The organism is Brevundimonas intermedia, assembly GCF_004614235.1.
In the GTDB taxonomy this organism is placed as follows: Bacteria; Pseudomonadota; Alphaproteobacteria; order Caulobacterales; family Caulobacteraceae; genus Brevundimonas; species Brevundimonas intermedia_A.
Map to the genome: position 1 here is coordinate 1388791 of NZ_SPVH01000006.1, position 16290 is coordinate 1405080.

Here is a 16290-nt window from a genome sequence, read left to right on the forward strand (position 1 = left end):
TCTGGCCGTCCAGAGGGATAAAATAGACAAGGAAAACATAGTTATAAATGAAGTGAGCAATGAAGTTGGTCTGTCCGATCAACTCGCCGACTGTCTTCGGGCGGAGCGTGGCGAAGATCGCGCCCATCGAGGAGACTGCGGGGACACCCCCGCACATCAGGAGCTTGTCGTGATCGCAATTCCGTCTGAGGCCGCGCCGGCCGTTCGTCGGCCGTTCTACCGCCACCTGTATTTCCAGGTGCTGATCGCCATCGCGCTGGGCGCGCTGATCGGCCATTTCTGGCCGACTTTCGGTGAGAGCCTGAAGCCGCTGGGCGACGGCTTCATCAAGCTGGTGAAGATGGTCATCGCGCCGGTGATCTTCCTGACCATCGTGACGGGCATCGCCGGCATGCGCGATCTGGGCAGCGTCGGGCGCGTCGCCGCCAAGGCCTTCGCCTATTTCCTGGTTTTCTCGACCCTGGCCCTGATCGTGGGCCTGATCATCGCCAATCTTGTTCGTCCCGGCGACGGACTGAACATCGACCCCGCGAGCCTGAATGCGGGCGCAGTCGAACAGTACGCCGCCGCCGCGCATGAAAGCACCATTGTCGGCTTCCTGATGGGGGTCATTCCCGACACCCTGGTCAGCGCCTTCTCGACTGGCAACATCCTGCAGGTCCTGTTCGTCTCCATTCTGTTCGGCCTGGCTCTGGCGCTGGTAGGCGAGCGTGGTCAGCCGGTGCTCGACTTGTTCGAGACGCTGAGCCTGGCCGTGTTCAAGCTGGTGGCCATCGTGATGAAGGCCGCGCCGATCGGCGCCTTCGGAGCCTTCGCCTTCACGATCGGGGCCTACGGCATCGCGTCCATCGCCAATCTGGCGGCCCTGATCGTCACCTTCTACGTGACCGCCATCATCTTCGTTGTGGGGGTGCTGGGCCTGGTCGGGATCGCCAACGGCTTCAACATCCTGAAGCTGATCCGCTACCTGAAGGAAGAACTGCTGCTGGTGCTGGGCACCTCCAGTTCCGAGGCGGCTCTGCCGAGCCTAATCGCCAAGATGGAGCGCGCGGGCGCCGCCAAGTCGGTGGTCGGCCTGGTCGTGCCCACCGGCTATTCGTTCAATCTGGACGGCACCAACATCTATATGACGATGGCCGCCCTGTTCATCGCCCAGGCGCTGAACATCGACCTGACCATCTGGCAGCAGATCACGCTGCTTCTGGTGGCGATGCTGTCGTCCAAGGGCGCAGCGGGGATCACCGGTGCGGGCTTCATCACCCTGGCGGCGACCCTGTCGGTCGTGCCGGATGTGCCGGTCGCCGGCATGGCGCTGATCCTGGGCATCGACCGCTTCATGAGCGAGTGCCGAGCCCTGACCAACTTCATCGGCAACGCCGTGGCGACCCTTGTCGTAGCCCGATGGGAGAATGCGTTGGATCGCGACGCCTTGAAGGCCGCGCTGGACGGCAAACCGCAACCTGTCGCCGCCGCGCCCAATCCGGCGGCGGGACCAGGCGACGATCTGGTTCTCGCGGACGACTGATCCGCGAAGACATTTTTGGAGACGGGATCGCCGACATAACGGCGACCCGCGAGGGAGGAGACAATGAAGATGCAACCCAAGTACGCGCTCATGGCGGGGGCCGCCTCGGCTGTCCTGTTGATGTCGGCCGGTGGAGCCTTGGCGCAGAACGCCACGGGCCAAGCGTCGCCTACGCAGGATGATCAGGCCGCGCAAGTCGAAGACATCGTCGTGGTCGGATCGCAAATCCGCGGCGCGTCTACCACTGCGGCCCTGCCGGTGACGGTGGTCACGCAGGAGGAGATTCTGGCGACCGGCGCGGTCAGCGGCGACGATCTGCTGCGCTCCATCCCGCAGATGGGCGACGTGCTCTTTTCCAGCGCAAACAACCCGCAGACATCCAACGCGGCGCGCGGCGACGTGAACTCCGTCAATTTGCGCTCTCTCGGCGTGGGCAACACTCTGGTGCTGCTGAATGGCCGTCGGATCGTGGCCCACCCCACCAGCCAAGGCACGTCGGACACCGGAACGGTTCCAGTGCTCAGCTACAATTCCAACGCCATTCCGGTTTCCGGACTTGAAAGGCTGGAAGTCCTGTTGGACGGCGCTGCGGCCATCTACGGCGCCGATGCGGTCGCGGGCGTCGTCAACACCGTGCTGCAGGAAGACTTCGACGGTCTGGAGATGAAGGCGCAATACGGCGGCGCCGAAGGCACGCACAGGCGCGAGTTCACCTTGGGTCTGTTCGCGGGCAAGGATTTTTCCCGCGGCAACATCTCGGGTTTCCTGGACTATAGCGACCGCACCGCGCAGCGGTCCGAGGACATGGACTACACCGCGACCGACGACCGGCGGGGTTTGTTCGCCGACGTGCCGGGATATGAAACCAGCACCGATACCGACGGGCGGTCATCCTATACCGCCTGGGCCAACTTCCAGACGCCGTTCCGGGTGCGCCAGGGCACGACCAATCTGACGTCCACGGCCGGCGCGTTTCACAATCAGCCCAGCGATTTCGGTTGCACGGCGCCGATCGGCGGCGACGTCTGCCTGGCCAGCGGCAATATCGGCTACAGCGGCGCGGGCCGCGAACTGCGCTATGACGGCGCGCGCGACACGACGGTTTCGCCCGATGTCGAGCGGCTGAACCTGTTCGTGTCCGGTCATTACGACATGGACAACGGCGTCACCGCCTTCGGGGAGTTGGGCTATTACACCGCCAACACCCAGAACATCCAACCGCCCACCATCCTGCTGAACCAGCTCTGGATTCCGGCCAGCAACTACTGGAACCCGTTCGGCCCCGTCACCTTTGCCGACGGGTCGCTCAATCCCAACCGTCTTCCGGGGTTGGCGAATGTTCCGGCGCAAGGGACGGATGTGAAACTGGTCCGGTATCGCTTCAACGACGTGGGCCGCCAGGTCGTCGACGTTGAGAACTCGCAGTCCCGCATTCTGGGCGGATTGCGCGGCGAATGGCGTGGCTTCGACTGGGAAAGCGCGCTGCTGTATTCGGAAGCGGAAGCCACCGACACGTCCAACGCCATCAACCTGACGGCGCTGCAAGCCAGTCTGGCCCTCTCGACGCCCGACGCCTACAACCCCTTCAGCGGCGGTTGTGTGGACGACACCAGCTTCGGCGATTGCACCCCCAGCTCTCAGACCGCCATCGATGCGATATCGACCGATCTGACGCGGGTGTCGAAGACCACTTTGGCGCTTTGGGATTTCAAGCTGAGCCGACCGGATGTGTTCACCCTGCCAGGCGGTCCCGTCGGCATGGCGGTGGGGGTAGAGGCGCGCAAGGAAACCCAGAGGGACGACCGCGACGAAGACCTTGATGGAACCAACGTCTTCGTCGACGCCATCAGCGGCGAGACCAGCATTTCCAATATCGCCGCCGTCAGCTCGAACCCTGACACCTACGGTGAGCGCGAGGTCTATTCGGCCTATGTCGAGTTCGCGGTGCCCGTTGTCTCGCCAGAGATGAACGTACCGCTAGTGCACAGCCTGGACCTGCAGATCGCCGGCCGTTTCGAGCATTATTCGGACTTTGGCGATGTCGCGAAGCCGAAGATCGCCATGGCGTGGGACATCGTCGAAGGCGTCCGGGTCCGTGGTTCCTATTCGGAGGGCTTCCGCGCGCCGAACCTGGAGCAGACCAACGCCGCCCAGTATGCCCGGCTTTCGACGAACAACGACTACATCCGCTGCGAAGCGGACCTTCGCCTCGGCCGGATCGCCAACTTCAACGAATGTTCGCAACCGTCCAGCGCATCCCTGCTGGTGTCCGGCAATCCCGAGCTGCAGCCCGAAGAGAGCACCAATCAGTCGATCGGCCTGGTGTTCCAGCCCTGGTTCATTCCTCAGCAGTATGGCGACTTCACCTTCACCATCGACCGCTGGAAGATCGAGCAGGAAAAGATCGTCGGCCTGTTGGGTGCTCAGTCGAACGTGGTGCTGGACTACCTGAACCTTCTGCAGGGTACGACCAACGAGAACGTCAATCGCGCGCCGGTCACGGCTGACGATGTCGCCTTCTTCGAGGGAAGCGGCATCGATCCGGTCGGTCAGATCGTCTCGATCGAGGATCAGTTCGTCAATCTGCTGCCGCAAACTGTGGAAGGCCTGGACATCGGGATTCAGTGGCGTCTTCGCGGCACGCCGTGGGGCAGCTTCCGCGCCAGCCTGAACGCCGCGCGTCTTATGGAATTCAACCGTTCGCCTGGACCGCTGGTCGAGTCGCTGTTCGAGGCGCGTGAAGCGGGGCTGATCAACGAAAACACTCCTCTCCCGATCTCGGAAACCCTGCTTGCGCGCAATGGGCGACCCGAGTGGCGGGTGTCGGGTTCGTTTACCTGGTCGCAAGGCCCATGGCAGGTCGGCGCATTCACTCAGTACGTCAGCGCAGTGACCGAGACCGGATTCCTCAGCACCGACGGCGACGCCTGGGAAGTCGAAAGCCAGCTGACCGGAAATCTATATGGTCAGTACGAGTTCGAGGACGGCTACGGCTTCGCATCAGGCACGACCGTGCGACTGGGCGCGCGCAACATCACCGACGAACAGCCGCCGCTGACCTCGTCGGGGTATCTGGGCTCGCTGTATCGTCCCTACGGTCGGTACTGGTACGTCAACGTCTCCAAGACGTTCTGATCCGGACGGAGTTCAAGGCGATGTCGGTGCGTTCATTCAAGACCTTTGCGGCGGCGACGTCGACGCTTTGGCTCGGGTTCGCCCCGCTCGTCCTGGCCCAGTCGCAACAAGCCGCTGCGCCCGTCGCGGCGGCGTCCGATCCCTCCCCGGACCCGACCGCCTGTCCCGACTTCCTGCCGCAAGAGACACGGTGCTGGTCGGGGCGGGCGGCGAAGGGGGGCTTTTACTGGATCGCCGTGCCAAAGGACTGGAACGGCGTGCTCGTCGTCCATGCCCACGGCGGGCCGCGCACCGCCACGCCTGAAGCCAACGACCCGCTGGAGGATCTCGAACGGTTCTCGATGACGGTGAAGGAGGGTTATGCCTGGGCCGGCTCTACCTATCGCCGGGGAGGCTACGGCGTACGGATGGCGGCGGAAGACACCGACGACTTGCGGCAAATCTTCTGGAACACGTTCCGCAAGCCGCGCCGCACCCTGCTGCACGGACAGTCGTGGGGCGGAAATGTCGCGGCCAAGACGGCCGAACTCTATGCGCGCGATGCGGAGGGACAGGTCGTCTGGGACGGCGTCGTCCTGACCAACGGGGTCATCGGCGGAGGGACACGCACCTATCGGTTCCGCGCAGACCTGCGAGCCGTCTATCAGTTCTATTGCAACAACCATCCCCAGCCGGACGAGGCCCAGTATCCGCTGTGGCAAGGGCTGCCGCCGGACAGCCAACTGAAGCGCGCCCAGTTGGCGGAGCGGGTGCAGACCTGCACGGGCGTGGGTCTGCCGGAGAACCGGCGCTCGGCCGAACAGAGACGCAACCTCGCCGACATTCTGGCCGTGACGGGCGTGCAGGAAGACCAGTTGGTCGCGCACCTGTCCTGGGCGACCTTCCTGTTCCGCGACATGGTCCAGCATCGGCTGGACGGCCTCAACCCGTTCGACAACAGCGAGACCGTCTATCAGGGCTCACACGACGATGCGGCGTTGAATGCGGGCGTTCAACGGTTCGCCGCCGATCCGATGGGCGTGGCGCGCCTGGCCTATGACGCGGATCTCAGCGGCCTGATCGTGGCGCCGACCCTGACCATCCACGCCAAACACGATCCCACCGCCTTCGTGTCGAACGAGGCGCTGTACCGCGAGACGGTCGCCGCCGCCGGTCGGTCGGACTTGCTGGTCCAGACCTTTACGGACGAGTCCGAGCACAGCCGACTGTCGCCTCCTGAATACGTCGGTCTGTTCCAGGCCATGATGCGCTGGCTGGACGAGGGCATGAAACCTACGCCGAGCGACGTCGCCGCGCTGTGTCACGATGCGGCGTCGCGCTACGATGACGGCTGCCATTTCGATACGGACTTCCGCCCGTCCACGGACCAGAGCCACAACTGATCGGCCTCATCCGTCGGTAAACGGATCAACCGTCGCCGCATCGTCTCGACCTCGTCGTCAAGGCGATGCGGGGATGTCGTCGCCCCGACATTGGCGCGGCGTAGGCACCTCCCCAGATTAGTCGAATCTGGGGGATCAGATGTCCAAGACCACATTGAAGACGCGCCTGCTCGCGGCCGTGACCCTGACGGGCGCGATGACCACCGGATCGGCCGCCTGGGCGCAGGAGCAGGCGCCGGTCAGCAGCGTCGAAGACGTGATCGTCACCGCGCAGCTGCGTGAGCAGAAGACCATCGACGTGCCGTTCGCCCTGACGGCCTATTCCGGCCAGTTCCTGGAAGACCTGGGCATTCAGGAGTTCGAACAGCTGTCGGCCTTCGTGCCGGGCTTCCTGGTGCAGAACCAGTCGCCGAACAATCCGGGTTTCGTGATGCGCGGCATCACCTCCGATTCCGGCGCGGCGACTTCCGAGGCCCGCGTGTCGGTGTTCCAGGACGGTGTGTCGATTTCCAAGTCGCGCGGCTCCTATGTCGAGCTGTTCGATCTTGAACGCGTCGAGATCGCCAAGGGACCGCAATCGACCCTGTACGGGCGCGGCGCCCTGATCGGCGCGGTCAATCTGGTGCAAAACCGCGCGCGTCCCGGCGAGACCGAAGCCTATGCCAATATCGAGGCCGGCAACGAAGGCTATCGCATGGTCGAAGGCGCGCTGAACCTGCCGGTCGGGGAGACCGCAGGCCTGCGCCTGGCCACGCGCCTGAAGACGCGCGACGGCTCGGTCGAGAACCTGCGGGGCGGCGAAGATTTCAACGCCATCGAAACCCGCGCCTTGCGTCTATCGGGCGCCTGGACGCCGTCGGACGCGATGCGGTTTGACGTGATCGGCAACTATCAGAAGGACAACGCCTCGGGCACCTCGTTCAAGTCGATCGCCTATGCGCCGGCCGATCCGAACACCGGCGCCGTGCTGGGCGGCAAGGAACCGTGGGAGGGCGCGGCCCTGACACGCGGCGCGGCCTTCGACGGTGGCAAGGCGCTGGGTCTGGACCGCGAGGTCTGGGGCGTGACGGGTCTGGCGCGCATCGACCTGAACGCCGCCTGGAGCCTGAACGCGACCACAGCCTATCGCGAGTTCACCAACTACGAGACGTTCGACGCCGACGGCGTGTCCCTGCCGCTGCTGACCGCCGCCGAGGATACGCATGGCGAACAGTGGAGCCAGGACCTGCGTCTGGGCTTCGACAACGGTGGTCGTCTGACCGGCTTCGTCGGCGCCGGCTGGTTCCACGAGGAAGGCTATCAGCGCACCCCCACCCAGTTCGACGAGCGCCTGATCCTGGCGCAGCTGTCGGGCCTGCTGGACGGTTCGCCCACGACGGTCGGCGACCGGACGTTGCCGCTCGCCGCCTATCCGGCCATCGCCCAGGCCGCGCTGGGCGGCCTTCTGACGCCGCTGGGCGCCGGCGCCTTCGCCACGCCGATCGCCGCCAATCTGAAATCGGCGCATATCGAGACGCCGATCAACAGCTCGGAACTGACGTCCTATGACGTCTTCGCCGACGCCACATACGCCTTCACCGACCGGTTCGAGATGTCGGCGGGCGTGCGCTACACCCGCGACGACAAGACGACGGGTTTCGCGAACTCGGTCCAGAGCCGCTCCACCCTGGGCGCCCTGCTGGCGTTGCAAGCCGGCGCCATTCCGGCGGCGCAGGTTCCGACCTTCCTCGGCGCCCTGGCCAACCCGGCCTATCTGGCCATTCCCGCCAGCGCCTTCCCGCTGTTCGGCCTGATCGCCCAGCCGACCGCCAACAACGGCGACTTCGCCTATTTCGACTCCGAGGATGACGGCGTGACCTGGCGTCTGACGGCGCGTTACGCCCTGAGCGACGACACGAACGTTTATGCCAACTATGCGCGCGGTCGCCGCCCGGAAGTGATCAGCGCCTCGGCCCCGTCGGCGCCGCAGGGATCGCCCCGCTTCGCAGCCGTCGATGCCGAGACGGTCGACAGCTATGAGGTCGGCGCCAAGTCGTCGCTGCTGGACGGCCGCCTGCGCGTCGATGGCGCGGTGTTCCTGTACGACTATCAGAACTTCCAGACGACGGTTCAGGAAGGCACCACCTTCATCGTCACCAACGCCGGCGAGGCCAAGTCGTACGGCTTCGAGACCCAGGCCAACTTCGCCGTCACGTCGAACTTCGACCTGTTCGCCACCTATGCCTACAACCACTCGCGATTCGAAAACGGCATCTATGACGGCAACCAGTTCCGCCTGTCGCCGGACAACGCCGCCTCGATCGGTGCGACCTGGCGCCTGCCGGTCAGCGGCGGCGAGATCGCGGTTCAGCCGACCTACACCTGGCAGTCCAAGGTCTTCTTCAGCGACGACAACGACCTGCCGGCGCTGCAGAGCCGCAACATCGTGCCCGACCGGGTTCAGGACGAGTATCAGGACGCCTACGGCCTGCTGAACCTGCGCGTCCGCTACACGCCGGACTCGGCCAACTGGGGCGTCGAGGCCTTCGGCGAGAACGTCCTGGACGAGGAGTACATCAAGGACGCCGGTAATACCGGCGATGGTCTGGGCATGCCGACCTTCATCGCTGGACGGCCTGCGTCGTACGGCCTCGTGTTCAAGCTGAAGCTCTGAGGATCTGACGATGAAAATGGATCGCCGCAGTCTTCTGGGTCTCCTCGGCGCGGGGGCGGCGTCGCCCGCCGTGGCGCAGGCGACGAACACCGGATCGGTCGCCTTCCTGCACGGGGTGGCCAGCGGCGATCCCGACACGCGTTCGGCCGTCTTCTGGACCCGCGTCACCCCGGCCGATCCATCGGTCGGGGAGGTCGCCGTGGTGCTGGAAGTCGCCCGTGACGCCGGGTTCGGCGACATCGTGCGCCGCTCGACCGGCCTGCGCGCGCGGGCCGAGCGGGACTTCACCGTCAAGCACGACCTGGATGGCCAGGGCCTGGAGCCGGGGGTTGAGTATTTCTACCGCTTCGTCGCCAATGGCGTGACCTCGCCGGTGGGACGGGTGCGCACCTTGCCCGAGGGCGCCACGGCCGATCTGGCCCTGGCCGTGGTGTCGTGCCAGCTTTATCCGGGCGGGCTGTTCAACGCCTATGACGCCCTGTCCAGGCTGGATCGGCTGGACGCCGTCGTCCACCTGGGTGACTACATCTACGAATACGGGGCCGAGCCGTCCGACTACGGCATGAGTTCGGGCGCGGCCCTGGGGCGGGTTCCGCAGCCGCCGCACGAGATCGTCAGCCTGGCCGACTATCGGACGCGCCACGCCCAGTACAAGAGCGATCCCGACCTGCAGTCCGCCCATGCCCGCGCGCCCTTCATCTGCGTGTGGGACGATCACGAGGTGGCCAACGACGCCTGGATGATGGGGGCCGAAAACCACCAGGCCGAGACCGAGGGCGACTTCGCGACGCGCAAGGCGGCGGCCCTTCGCGCCTATTACGAATGGATGCCGATCCGCGAGCCCAAGGCCGGCGCGCTGAACGACGCGATCAACCGCAGCTTCGACTTCGGCGACCTGGCCACCCTGACGATGGTCGAGACCCGGCTGCTGGCGCGGGGCGAGCAGATGACCTTCGCCGACATCCCCAAGACGGCCGAGGGCGCGCCGGATGTCGCGGCGTTCGAGGCCCTGCGTCAGGCGCCGGATCGCGACCTGCTGGGCGAGCGCCAGCGTCAGTGGATCGGCGAGACGTTGAGCCGATCCAAGGCGGCGGGCCGTCCGTGGCAGATCCTCGGCAATCAGGTGGTGATGGCCAAGGTCAAGGGGCCGGACATCTCGCGCATGATGCCGCCGGAGCAGATCCAGCAGATGCTGGCGAGCCTGGCGGACGATGCCCGACCGCAGATCGAGGCGGCGATCCAGCTGTTCAAGCTGGGCCTGCCGTTCAATCTGGACAGTTGGGACGGTTATCCGGCCGGGCGCGAGCGTCTTTACGAGACCTTTGCGGCGGCGGACGTCGCGCCCATCGTCCTGGCGGGCGACAGCCACGCCTTCTGGGTCAACGAACTGCACGACAATGCGGGCGCGCGCCGGGCGGTCGAGTTCGGCACGTCCTCAATCTCAAGCCCGTCGCCAGGCGACCATGTCGGCGGCCTGCCGCTGGGCGTTGCGCTGTCGGCGGCCAATCCCGAGGTCAAGTTCTGTGACCAGACGTCAAAGGGCTATGTCCTGCTGAATGTCACCCACGATAAGGTGCTCGGCGAGCTGTGGGCCGTGTCGACCATCGCCGCCAAACCCTATGAGCTGAAGAAGGTGAAGACCTTCGCCGTCTCGCCGCAGGGCGACCTGACGGAAGTCTGATCCCGCCGTAGACCCAAACGAAACACGGCCCGCAGGCGACTGCGGGCCGTGTCTTTTTGTGCGTCGTGAACCGGCGGATCAGACCGCCTTGGCGCGGTCCTTGTCGGAGGAGCTGCGGGCCAGCTCGCGGTTCAGCCACAGAGCCACCAGGGTGCAAATGGCGCCCGAAAGCAGATAGGCGCCGGCGGCGATCAGGCCGAACTGGCTGGAGATCCACAGGGCCGCCAGAGGAGCGAAGCCCGCGCCGAACAGCCAGGCAAGGTCCGAGGTCAGGGCCGAGGAGGTGTAGCGATGGGTCAGGCTGAAGCTGGACGCCACCGGACCCGAGGCCTGACCGAACGACAGGCCCAGCAGGATGAAGCCGGAGATCATGAAGGTCAGCTCGCCCGCCGCCCCGCCGTTCAGCAGCTGCGGCGCAAAGCCCGAGAAGGCGGCGATGCCGGCGGCGGTGATCGCCAGCAGGGTGCGGCGGCCGTATCGGTCGGCCAGAACGCCCGAAGCCAGGATGGCGATCAGGCCAAACACGGCGCCCACCATCTCGATCATCAGGAAGCGGACCGGCGTCTCGTTGGTGAACAGGAAGACCCACGACAGGGGGAAGACGGTGACCATGTGGAACATGGCGAAGCTGGCCAGGGGGGCGAAGGCGCCGATGGCGATCTTGGGGCCTTCGGCGCGCAGGGCCTGCGACACGGGCGTGGGCTGAAGCTCGCGGGTCTCGAACAGCTTTTGGAAGGCGGGCGTCACCACGATGCGAAGGCGCGCGAACAGGGCGACCACGTTGATGGCGAAGGCCACGAAGAACGGATAGCGCCAGCCCCAGTCCAGGAAGTCCGGGGCCGAAAGGGTGTTCAGGAAGAAGGCGAAAAGGGCCGAGGCGACCAGCAGGCCGATGGGCGCGCCCAGCTGCGGGATCATGGCGTACCAGCCGCGCTTGCCCTCGGGCGCATTCAGCGCCAGCAGCGAGGCCAGGCCGTCCCAGGTGCCGCCCAGGGCGACGCCCTGACCGATGCGGGTGAGGGCCAGCAGCACCGGCGCCCACATGCCGATGCTTTCATAGCTGGGGATGAAGGCGACCGACACGGTCGATGTGCCCAGCAGCAGCAGGGCGGTCGTCAGCTTGGCGCCACGCCCGAACTTGCGGTCGATGGCGATGAACAGGACCGTGCCCAGCGGGCGGAACAGGAAGGCGAGGGCGAAGATCGCAAACGACAGCAGGGTGCCGCCGACTGCGCCCGCGTAGGGGAAGATAAGCTGGGGGAAAACCACCACCGAGGCGATGGCGTAAACAAAGAAGTCGAAAAACTCGGAAGTTCGGCCGATAATGACGCCGATGGCGATTTCGCCCGCATCCACCTTGCCATGGTGCGAGTTTATCTTGGCGGCGTCGCGTTCCAGCGACTCTGACGAGGGGGTCGTCGAGGCGGACATGGGCTTGGTCGCTCCGTGTGAGACAGGATTATCAGGCGTACGGCCGATTGCCGCATTATGACCGGGCGCCCTTTGCGATGAAAGCGGCCTCAAGAGGATAGGACAGATTGTCCAATGTCGTTCCAGAACGAAGCTGACTATCCCGCAGCCTACGAACGCCAACCGTCGCGGCGCCTCCCCTTCGCCCGACGCTTTTCGATTGGATCCGCCTTGCGCCGTCTGCGCCTACTCCTGCTCGCGCCCCTCGTGGCCCTGCTGTCGGCCTGCAATCTGGTCGTGCTGAACCCTGCCGGCGACGTCGCCGCCCAGCAGGGCGACCTGCTGATGATCTCCACGCTGCTGATGTTGATCATCATCGTGCCGGTGATGGCGCTGATCGTCTTCTTCGCCTGGAAGTATCGGGCGTCGAACAAGGAGGCCGAGGCCGAGTATCAGCCCGACTGGGATCACTCCACGTCGCTGGAACTGGTCATCTGGGCCGCGCCGCTGATGATCATCATCTGCCTGGGCGCCCTGACCTGGGCCGGCACTCACCTGCTGGACCCCTATCGTCCGATCGACCGGATCAAGCCGGGCCAGGCCGTCGACGAGAGCGTCGAGCCGCTGCAGGTCAATGTCGTCGCGCTCGACTGGAAGTGGATGTTCATCTACCCGCAGTACGGCATCGCCACGGTCAATGAACTGGCCGCGCCGATCGACCGCCCTATCCGCTTCCACATCACCTCGTCCTCGGTGATGAACAGCTTCTACATTCCCGCCCTGGCCGGACAGATCTACGCCATGCCGGGCATGGAGACGAAGCTGCACGCCGTGATCAACCGTCCGGGCGAATATGAAGGCTTCTCGGCCAACTATTCCGGCGACGGCTTCTCCAACATGCGCTTCGCCTTCCACGGCCTGGACCAAGCCGGTTTCGACCAGTGGGTCTCGGGCGTGCGCCAAGGCGGCCAGACGCTGGATCGCGATCAGTATCTGGAGCTGGAGAAGCCCAGCGAGAAGGTGCCGGTCCTGCACTTCGGCGCCGTCGACGGCGCACTGTGGGACGCCATCCTCAACATGTGCGTCGAGCCGGGCAAGATGTGCATGGGCGAGATGATGGCCATCGACCGCCAGGGTGGCCTGAGCATGGCCTCGGTGCGCAACACCATGCCGCTGGTTTACGACAAATACGCCGGGCGCGGTAAGTCGCCGGCCTATTTCGGGTCGAACGAAAGCTACGTCATGACCATCTGCACGCCGTTGCAGGCCGAGGCCGCCGCCGCCGATCGCATGCGTCGCGCCGAACTGGACACCGTCGCCGGCCCTGCCAGCCTGGAACGTCTGACCGGGCAGGGGCTGTCGCCCAAGCAGACCCCCATGGCCTCGCTGACGACCTTGGCCCGCAATCCCTTCGCTACGGGGCCGGTTCCGACCGACATCCGTTCCGTCCCCAACGCCTGAGCGAACACAGTCGATGAACGCTGACCAACTCATTCCGCTAATCTTCGGGCGCCTCACGTGGGAGGCCCTGCCTCTGCACGAGCCGATCCTGGTCGTGACCATGTCCGTGGTCATACTGGGCGGGCTCGCCCTGTTTGGCGCCCTGACCTATTTCAAGATGTGGGGCTATCTCTGGAAGGAGTGGTTCACCACCGTGGACCACAAGAAGATCGGGATCATGTACATGATCCTGGGGCTGATCATGTTCGTGCGCGGCTTCGCCGACGCCATCATGATGCGTATCCAGCAGGCGATGGCCTTCGGCGGGTCCGAGGGTTATCTGAACGCCCACCACTATGACCAGATCTTCACCGCCCACGGCGTGATCATGATCTTCTTCGTGGCCATGCCCCTGGTGACGGGGATCATGAACTATGTCGTGCCGCTGCAGATCGGCGCGCGCGACGTGTCCTTCCCCTTCCTGAACAACTTCAGCTTCTGGATGACTACGGCCGGCGCCCTCATCGTCATGGCCTCGCTGTTCGTGGGCGAGTTCGCGCGTACCGGCTGGCTGGCCTATCCGCCGCTGTCGGGCATCGGTTACAGCCCCGGCGTCGGGGTCGACTATTACATATGGGCGCTGCAGATCGCGGGGGTGGGGACGACCCTGTCCGGCATCAACCTGATCGCGACCATCGTGAAGATGCGCGCGCCCGGCATGGGCATGATGAAGATGCCCGTCTTCACCTGGACCTCGCTGTGCACCAACGTGCTGATCGTGGCGTCCTTCCCGGTCCTGACCGCCGTCCTGGCCCTGCTGACGCTGGACCGTTACGTCGGCACCAACTTCTTCACGAACGACTTCGGCGGCAACCCGATGATGTACGTGAACCTGATCTGGATCTGGGGTCACCCCGAAGTCTACATCCTGATCCTGCCGCTTTTCGGCGTCTTCTCGGAGATCGCCTCGACCTTCTCGGGCAAGAAGCTGTTTGGCTATACCTCCATGGTCTACGCCACGGTCGTCATCACGATCCTGTCCTACCTGGTCTGGCTGCACCACTTCTTCACCATGGGGTCCGGCGCCTCGGTGAACAGCTTCTTCGGCATCACCACGATGATCATCTCGATCCCGACCGGGGCCAAGATCTTCAACTGGCTGTTCACGATGTACCGGGGACGGATCCGGTTCGAACTGCCGATGATGTGGCTGATCGCCTTCATGCTCACCTTCGTGATCGGCGGGATGACGGGCGTGCTGCTGGCGGTGCCGCCGGCCGACTTCGTGCTGCACAACTCGCTGTTCCTGGTGGCGCACTTCCACAACGTCATCATCGGCGGCGTCCTGTTCGGTCTGTTCGCGGCCATCAACTTCTGGTGGCCCAAGGCCTTCGGCTTCAAGCTGGACAAGAAGTGGGGCCTGATCAGCTTCTGGTGCTGGGTGCCCGGCTTCTGGCTGGCCTTCCTGCCGCTGTACGTGCTTGGCCTGATGGGCGTGACGCGCCGGATGCGGGTGTTCGACGATCCGTCGCTGCAGATCTGGTTCGTGATCGCCGCCATCGGCGCGGGCGTGATCGCCCTGGGCATCGCGGCCATGTTCATCCAGTTCGCCGTCTCGATCATCAACCGCGACAAGCTGCGCGACACCACGGGCGATCCATGGGGCGGCCGCACGCTGGAGTGGGCGACGTCCTCGCCGCCGCCGGCCTACAACTTCGCCGCCACGCCCTACGTGCACGACGCCGACGCCTGGTGGGACATGAAGAAGCAGGGCTATCAACGTCCGCTAAGCGGCTACAAGGCGATCCACATGCCGTCGAACACGGGGGCGGGGATCATCATCTCGGGCCTGTGCCTGGTGATGGGGCTGGCCTTGATCTGGTACATCTGGTGGCTGGCCGCGATCAGCTTCATCGGGGTGCTGGCCGTCTCGATCGGCCATACCTTCAACTACAAGCGCGACTACTACATCCCCGAGGATGAGGTGCGCGCGACCGAAGAGGCGCGCACGCGCGCCCTGGCCGGAACGGAGGCCTGATCATGAGCGCGACTGCGACCGAGATCGACCGGACCGTCTTCCACCTGGAAGAGGAGCCGCATCACGAGGAAGGCTCCAGCACCATGTTGGGCTTCTGGCTCTATCTGATGAGCGACTGTCTCATCTTCGCGATGCTGTTCGCCGTGTTCGGCGTGCTGGGCGGCAACTACGCCGCCGGGCCGGGGCCCAAGGAGCTGTTCGATCTGGAGCTGGTGGCGATCAACACCGCCATGCTGCTGTTCTCGTCGATCACCTACGGCTTCGCCATGCTGGCGATGGACCGGAACAACCAGCGTCAGACCCTGGTCTGGCTGGCGGTCACCGGCCTGTTCGGCCTGGCCTTCCTGGGCATCGAACTCTACGAGTTCGCCCACCTGATCCATGAGGGCGCGACGCCGCAACGCAGCGCCTTCCTGTCGGCCTTCTTCACCCTGGTGGGCACCCACGGCCTGCACGTGACCTTCGGCATCATCTGGCTGGTGACGCTGATGGTTCAGGTCAGCATGAAGGGCCTGATCCCCGCCAACAAACGCCGCCTGATGTGCCTGTCGATGTTCTGGCACTTCCTGGACGTCATCTGGATCGGCGTCTTCACCTTCGTCTATCTGCTGGGCATGCTGCGATGAGCGCCGACAAGAACGACCACTCGCCCGAGTCCCACGACGCGGATCACCTGGGCCACGAGGGGCACAATCACGGCTCCTTCAAGAGCTATATGATCGGGTTCGTCCTGTCGGTGATCCTGACGGCGATCCCGTTCGCCCTGGTGATGACCGGCGTCTTGCCGACCCAGGCGACGGCCCTGATCGTCATGGGCTTCGCCGTGGTGCAGATCGTGGTCCACATGATCTACTTCCTGCACATGAACTCGAAGTCGGAGGGCGGCTGGATCATGCTGGCGCTGATCTTCACCATCATCGTCGTCGTCATCGCCCTGTCGGGTTCGCTGTGGGTCATGTACCACCTGAACACCAACATGATGCCCATGACCCACGACATGACGAACATGGGCAGCTGAGGTCGAGA

At 64.8% G+C, this 16290-nt stretch carries 10 protein-coding genes; 9 read left to right on the forward strand and 1 reads right to left on the reverse strand.

Annotated elements, in window-relative coordinates:
- Window positions 1-169: 169 nt before the first annotated feature.
- The 5 genes from EGY25_RS13260 (at window position 170) to EGY25_RS13280 (ending at window position 10376) form a co-directional block, all read left to right on the forward strand.
- Window positions 170-1525 (forward strand): dicarboxylate/amino acid:cation symporter, encoded by a 1356-nt coding sequence (locus tag EGY25_RS13260; protein WP_280643952.1) that lies wholly within the window; start codon window positions 170-172, stop codon window positions 1523-1525.
- Between the two features lie 63 nt (window positions 1526-1588).
- Entirely contained in the window at window positions 1589-4660 is a 3072-nt protein-coding gene (locus EGY25_RS13265) for a TonB-dependent receptor domain-containing protein (protein WP_135195404.1), read from the forward strand.
- A 20-nt stretch (window positions 4661-4680) separates the two neighbouring features.
- The gene (locus EGY25_RS13270; RefSeq protein ID WP_135195405.1) at window positions 4681-6042 is read left to right on the forward strand and encodes a hypothetical protein; all 1362 of its coding nucleotides are present in this window, start codon (window positions 4681-4683) and stop codon (window positions 6040-6042) included.
- Between the two features lie 139 nt (window positions 6043-6181).
- On the forward strand, window positions 6182-8695 hold the full coding sequence (locus EGY25_RS13275; protein ID WP_167762550.1) for a TonB-dependent receptor: 2514 nt from the start codon (window positions 6182-6184) through the stop codon (window positions 8693-8695).
- A gap of 10 nt (window positions 8696-8705) precedes the next feature.
- A complete protein-coding gene (locus tag EGY25_RS13280) occupies window positions 8706-10376 on the forward strand; it encodes an alkaline phosphatase D family protein (protein ID WP_167762551.1) in 1671 nt (556 codons plus the stop codon).
- A gap of 78 nt (window positions 10377-10454) precedes the next feature.
- Here the strand turns inward: EGY25_RS13280 and EGY25_RS13285 are convergent, their stop codons facing one another.
- Window positions 10455-11807 (reverse strand): MFS transporter, encoded by a 1353-nt coding sequence (locus EGY25_RS13285; RefSeq protein ID WP_135195406.1) that lies wholly within the window; start codon window positions 11805-11807, stop codon window positions 10455-10457.
- A gap of 210 nt (window positions 11808-12017) precedes the next feature.
- Here EGY25_RS13285 and cyoA point away from each other — a divergent pair, with 210 nt between their 5' ends.
- From cyoA to cyoD, 4 genes are read left to right on the forward strand one after another with little or no spacing between them, the layout of a single operon-like run.
- Entirely contained in the window at window positions 12018-13247 is a 1230-nt protein-coding gene (cyoA, locus tag EGY25_RS13290) for a ubiquinol oxidase subunit II (protein ID WP_135195407.1), read from the forward strand.
- A 13-nt stretch (window positions 13248-13260) separates the two neighbouring features.
- Window positions 13261-15264 carry a cytochrome o ubiquinol oxidase subunit I gene (cyoB, locus tag EGY25_RS13295; RefSeq protein WP_135195408.1) on the forward strand — a complete coding sequence of 668 codons (2004 nt, stop codon included), beginning with the start codon at window positions 13261-13263 and terminating at the stop codon, window positions 15262-15264.
- A gap of 2 nt (window positions 15265-15266) precedes the next feature.
- The gene (cyoC, locus tag EGY25_RS13300; RefSeq protein WP_135195409.1) at window positions 15267-15890 is read left to right on the forward strand and encodes a cytochrome o ubiquinol oxidase subunit III; all 624 of its coding nucleotides are present in this window, start codon (window positions 15267-15269) and stop codon (window positions 15888-15890) included.
- Window positions 15887-16282, forward strand: a complete 396-nt coding sequence (gene cyoD / locus EGY25_RS13305; protein ID WP_135195410.1) for a cytochrome o ubiquinol oxidase subunit IV — start codon at window positions 15887-15889, stop codon at window positions 16280-16282. Before cyoC ends, cyoD begins: the two co-directional genes overlap by 4 nt.
- Window positions 16283-16290: the final 8 nt, after the last annotated feature.

Bases quoted from the DNA above. Each gene is read 5' to 3' on its own strand.
- EGY25_RS13285 (WP_135195406.1), bottom strand. From the start codon at position 11,807: ATGTCCGCCTCGACGACCCCCTCGTCAGAGTCGCTGGAACGCGACGCC.
- cyoB (WP_135195408.1), top strand. From the start codon at position 13,261: ATGAACGCTGACCAACTCATTCCGCTAATCTTCGGGCGCCTCACGTGG.
- EGY25_RS13275 (WP_167762550.1), top strand. From the start codon at position 6,182: ATGTCCAAGACCACATTGAAGACGCGCCTGCTCGCGGCCGTGACCCTG.
- EGY25_RS13280 (WP_167762551.1), top strand. From the start codon at position 8,706: ATGAAAATGGATCGCCGCAGTCTTCTGGGTCTCCTCGGCGCGGGGGCG.
- cyoD (WP_135195410.1), top strand. From the start codon at position 15,887: ATGAGCGCCGACAAGAACGACCACTCGCCCGAGTCCCACGACGCGGAT.
- EGY25_RS13270 (WP_135195405.1), top strand. From the start codon at position 4,681: ATGTCGGTGCGTTCATTCAAGACCTTTGCGGCGGCGACGTCGACGCTT.
- EGY25_RS13265 (WP_135195404.1), top strand. From the start codon at position 1,589: ATGAAGATGCAACCCAAGTACGCGCTCATGGCGGGGGCCGCCTCGGCT.
- cyoC (WP_135195409.1), top strand. From the start codon at position 15,267: ATGAGCGCGACTGCGACCGAGATCGACCGGACCGTCTTCCACCTGGAA.